Source organism: uncultured Algibacter sp. (genome assembly GCF_905480415.1).
In the GTDB taxonomy this organism is placed as follows: domain Bacteria; phylum Bacteroidota; class Bacteroidia; order Flavobacteriales; family Flavobacteriaceae; genus Algibacter_B.
On sequence record NZ_CAJQQI010000141.1, the window covers coordinates 1 to 4,961 of the forward strand.

Annotated in this window: 5 protein-coding genes and 1 pseudogene; all 6 read right to left on the reverse strand. The window is 32.4% G+C overall.

What is annotated here, in order from left to right; genetic code table 11:
- Positions 1 to 263, reverse strand: a 263-nt coding sequence (locus QZ260_RS09610) for an LpxD N-terminal domain-containing protein (RefSeq protein ID WP_295985526.1), incomplete at its 3' end; no start/stop codon positions are given.
- A 6-nt stretch (positions 264 to 269) separates the two neighbouring features.
- The gene (gene efp / locus QZ260_RS09615) at positions 270 to 833 is read right to left on the reverse strand and encodes an elongation factor P (protein ID WP_295985528.1); all 564 of its coding nucleotides are present in this window, start codon (positions 831 to 833) and stop codon (positions 270 to 272) included.
- A gap of 4 nt (positions 834 to 837) precedes the next feature.
- Complete coding sequence (lpxA, locus tag QZ260_RS09620; RefSeq protein WP_295985531.1) at positions 838 to 1,623, reverse strand: acyl-ACP--UDP-N-acetylglucosamine O-acyltransferase; 786 nt, start codon at positions 1,621 to 1,623, stop codon at positions 838 to 840.
- A gap of 2 nt (positions 1,624 to 1,625) precedes the next feature.
- A complete protein-coding gene (locus QZ260_RS09625; protein ID WP_295985533.1) occupies positions 1,626 to 3,032 on the reverse strand; it encodes a bifunctional UDP-3-O-[3-hydroxymyristoyl] N-acetylglucosamine deacetylase/3-hydroxyacyl-ACP dehydratase in 1,407 nt (468 codons plus the stop codon).
- Between the two features lie 3 nt (positions 3,033 to 3,035).
- Positions 3,036 to 4,046 (reverse strand): UDP-3-O-(3-hydroxymyristoyl)glucosamine N-acyltransferase, encoded by a 1,011-nt coding sequence (gene lpxD / locus QZ260_RS09630; protein ID WP_295985536.1) that lies wholly within the window; start codon positions 4,044 to 4,046, stop codon positions 3,036 to 3,038.
- A gap of 233 nt (positions 4,047 to 4,279) precedes the next feature.
- Positions 4,280 to 4,961, reverse strand: a pseudogene (locus QZ260_RS09635) (phosphohydrolase); the annotation flags it as partial.

Sequence of the window (4,961 nt, forward strand, 5' to 3'; positions counted from 1 at the left end):
TTATTGAAATCTCTAAAAGGATCTTCACTAATAAGTAACGCTTTACCCACTGGACATTCTACTTCTTTATTTATAAGAACAATGGTAGCAGCGGAATCTAAAGCTTTTCCATAGTATTTCGGATGATCAACAAAAACAATATCTCCTGGTTCTACAACATGAATTTCGTTCATGCCTAAAACCTGAAAATCAGAAGCACCAACAAACTTACAATCTACTAAGTCTGCTATTTGCTTTAAAGTATGTGGTTTAGGGAACTTCAAAAATGACTATTTAACACGTTCTTTATAAGTTCCTTTTGCTGTTTCGATTTTAATTTTATCACCTTCATTTATAAATAACGGTACATTAACCTCTGCACCTGTTTCCATAGTTGCAGGTTTCGTGGCATTTGTGGCTGTATTTCCTTTTACGCCAGGTTCAGTATGCGTTACCTCTAAAATAACACTAGCTGGCAAATCAACAGATAATGGTGAATTATCTTCAGTGTTTATTAAAACCGTTACGACTTCACCTTCTTTCATTAATTTAGGATTATCTAAAGCCGCTTCTAGCAAACGGATTTGAGAATAATCAGCTTCATTCATAAAATGATAAAACTCTCCATCATTATATAAATATTGAAATTTATGCGTTTCTACACGTACATCCTCCAATTTATGTCCTGCAGAAAACGTATTATCTAGTACTTTTCCACTAGTTACACTTTTCATTTTTGTTCTCACAAATGCAGGTCCTTTACCTGGTTTGACGTGTAAAAATTCTATTACTTTGTAAATATCATTGTTGTACCGTATGCATAATCCATTTCTAATGTCGCTTGTCGTTGCCATATAATTAATTTGATTTGAAATATCCTTTCATAATACCTCGATGAGAATTTTTAATAAACTGAAGAATTTCATCACGCTCTGGAGTAGCCTGCATTTCAGCTTCAATAATTTCTGCAGCTTGTGTATTATTATAATTTTTTTGATACAGTATTCTGTATATATCTTGAATTTCTCTAATTTTTTCTGTTGAAAACCCTCTACGTCTAAGTCCTACTGAATTAATTCCAACGTAACTTAAAGGTTCACGAGCTGCTTTTACAAATGGTGGTACATCCTTTCGAACTAAAGAACCTCCAGTTACAAAAGCATGATTTCCTATTGAAACAAATTGATGAACCGCAGTCATACCTGCTAAAACAACATAATCGCCAACAGTAATGTGACCGGCTAACGTGCTGTTATTAGAAAAAATACAATTTTTACCTACTATACAATCGTGTGCAATGTGGCAATAAGCCATAATTAGACAATTATCGCCAATAATAGTTTTCATTCTATCAGTTGTACCTCTATTGATCGTAACACATTCTCTTATCGTGACATTATCACCTATTTCTACAGTTGTATCTTCATCATTATATTTTAAATCCTGTGGAACAGCGGAAATAACTGAACCTGGAAAAATATTACAATTCTTACCAATTCGAGCACCTTCCATGATAGTAACGTTGCTGCCAATCCATGTGCCTTCACCAATTTTTACATTGTTATGAATGGTTGTAAACGGTTCAATAACAACATTTTTCGCGATTTTTGCACCAGGATGTACATAAGCTAGTGGTTGGTTCATATTTATTTTACTTTTGAGATTTGAGCCATTAATTCAGCTTCGGCACATAATTTTCCATTAGTATAAGCATAACCCTGCATATGACATATACCCCGACGAATTGGAGTAATTAAAGAACACTTAAATATTAAAGTATCACCAGGCATTACTTTTTGCTTAAATTTAACCTTATCCATTTTCATGAAAAATGTTAAATAGTTTTCTGGATCTGGAACGGTATTTAAAACTAAAACCCCGCCCGTTTGCGCCATAGCTTCAACAATTAAAACTCCTGGCATTACTGGAGCTCCTGGGAAATGACCTTTAAAAAACTCTTCATTCATAGTCACATTTTTTGTAGCTATGACATGATTTTCGGTAAGCTCATAAACTTTGTCTATTAACAAGAACGGCTGCCTGTGCGGTAACATAGCCATGATTTGCATAACATCCATTAAAGGAGGTTGGTTTAAATCTATGTTAGGGACATTATTACGACGATCGTTCTTTATTATTTTTGATAATTTTTTTGCAAATTGTGTATTCACAAAATGGCCAGGTTTATTTGCAATAACCTTTCCTCTAATTCTAGTTCCAACAAGTGCTAAATCGCCTAAAACATCTAATAGTTTATGTCTTGCGGCTTCATTAGGATGATGCAACGTTAAATTGTCTAAAATACCATTTGGCTTAACTGCAATAGAATCTTTTTTGAAAGCTACTTTAAGCTTTTCCATGGTTTGAGAAGACAATGCCTTATCAACATAAACAATAGCATTATTTAAATCTCCACCTTTTATTAAACCATGTTCTAATAACATTTCAATTTCATGTAAAAAACTAAATGTACGTGAATCTGAAATATTCTTTTTAAAATCTGAAATTTTATTTAGCGTCGCATTTTGTGTTCCTAAAACTTTAGTTCCAAAATCTACCATAGTAGTAATTTGGTACTCTTTAGAAGGCATTACAAGAATTTCACTTCCAGTTTCTTCATCCACATAAGATACAATATCCGTAATAACAAACTCTTCCCTAAAAGCATCAAGTTCTACAACTCCTGCTTTTTCAATAGCTTCAACAAAAAACTTAGAAGACCCATCCATTATAGGAGGTTCAGCGGCATTAAGTTCTATTACAGCATTATCAATACCTAATCCAACCAATGCTGCAAGTACATGCTCAGATGTTTGAATAGTTACTCCATTTTTTTCTAAACAAGTACCTCGCTGTGTGTTTGTAACATAATTTGCATCAGCTTCTATTACAGGCTCTCCTTCTAAATCTACTCTTTTAAAAGAAAATCCAGAATTACTAGCCGAAGGCTTAAAAGTTAAGGTTACGTCTTTACCTGTATGTAAACCTACTCCTGTTAAAGAAATTTCCTCTTTTATAGTTTTTTGTTTGATATCCGTTTTAACTATTCCCATGTATTACTTCTCTAAGTCATTAATATTTTTAACAATAGTCGGCAAGTTTTTAAAATGAACATACGCCTTATTGTAGTCGCTTAATTTTATAGCTGGAGACCCTTGTAAGATTTCGTTGTCTTTCACATTTCTACCAATGCCTGATTGTGCTTGTATTCTAACATTATTCCCAATTGTTATATGTCCAGCAATACCAACTTGACCACCTATCTGGCAATTTTTTCCAATTTTAGTTGAGCCGGCAACACCAGTTTGTGCGGCTATCACCGTATTATTTCCAATTTCTACGTTATGTGCTATTTGTATTTGGTTATCGAGTTTTACACCGGCTCTAATAATGGTAGATCCTAGAGTAGCTCGATCAATAGTTGTGGCAGCACCTACATCAACAAAGTCTTCAATAATGACATTACCAATTTGAGGTATTTTACTGTAGCTCCCATCTTCATTAGGAGCAAAACCAAAACCATCAGCTCCTATAATAGCTCCTGCATTAATAACACAATTTTTACCTATTATAGTTTCAGAATAAATCTTAGCACCAGAAAAAACTATGGTATTATCATCTATTGTAGTATTATCTCCTACATAAGCGTTTGGAAATATTTTAACATTTTTACCTATAACAACATGCTCTCCTATATAGCTAAATGCTCCAATATATACGTCCTCACCATATTTTGAAGAATCAGAAATAAATGAAGGTTGTTCTACTCCAACCTTATTACCTTTAACTGAATCGTAATATTCTAGAATTTTTGAAAACGCTAAATAAGCATCATCAACTTTTATTAGCGTAGTTTTTAAGCCATTCTCAGGTTCAAAAGTTTTATTTACAATAGTAATAGAAGCTTCTGTAGTATAAATATGAGGTGTATACTTAGGATTTGCTAAAAAAGTTAGAGCACCTTCAAAGCCTTCTTCAATTTTAGCAAGTTTTGATACTTCAATATCAGGATTTCCAACGACATCGCCTTCTAATATTCCTGCTATTTGCTGTGCTGTAAATTTCACACTTTGAAAGTTAGATTTTGTTTTTTGTTTGATTGACGCAAAAATAGGAAAAATGTACTAAACCCGCATTACGCATTAGAAAATCTATTACATCTTAAAATTACTTCAAAATATAATGCTTCGCTGCTTTTAAAAATTGAACCGTAATAAGCGTAAGCTAAAACTTTAAAAGCCATATTTTATTGTAGTCTTAAACTTCATAATAACCATCTAATGTGCCATGTTAGTTAAAGTTAAACCTTAGGGTAACATATATAATATTTTGTAACTGGTGTTGATAACGCCTTAAGATTCAATTGGTCTGATGCTTTTACAATATCTTGAATTTTTCCAGACTTATGTAATATGTTTATGCGTTTAGCACTTAGTTGGTACGCTTGATTCGAAATATTTCCTGTGAATACAAAATATCTTGCCTCATCTTCTGAAATCTGATACTTAGTCATTATAGTTTCAATATGCTTCTTCAAACTACGTTCTTTAATTTTTTTATTTTTTAGTTTGATTTTAAGTAAGTTTCTATTAATTATCATCTCACTTAAATTACTTAGTACAAAATCGTCATGATGCTGCCATTGTTTCATTGCCGATATAATATCATAATCATCCAATTGTGAAAAGACTTCAAGCGTGTCATTTTTGAAATTGATAATAGATATTTTATTTTTCAAAAAATACATAAGAGCATCACTTGCTTGTAATTTATGTCCTAAATCATGCAATTCTTTTGCGCGTTTCAATACTCTAATGAGCAACTGTTCTGCAACTAAACCTGTTTTATGCAAATACACTTGCCAGTACATTAAGCGTCTAGCTATAATAAATTTCTCAACACTATATATGCCTTTTTCCTCAACAACAAGTTCATCATCAACTACATTCAGCATCGTTATTAAACGCTCGCTATTTATATTT

Coding starts and splice junctions, on each gene's coding strand:
- lpxA (WP_295985531.1), bottom strand. CDS start 1,623: ATGAACCAACCACTAGCTTATGTACATCCTGGTGCAAAAATCGCGAAA.
- efp (WP_295985528.1), bottom strand. CDS start 833: ATGGCAACGACAAGCGACATTAGAAATGGATTATGCATACGGTACAAC.
- QZ260_RS09625 (WP_295985533.1), bottom strand. CDS start 3,032: ATGGGAATAGTTAAAACGGATATCAAACAAAAAACTATAAAAGAGGAA.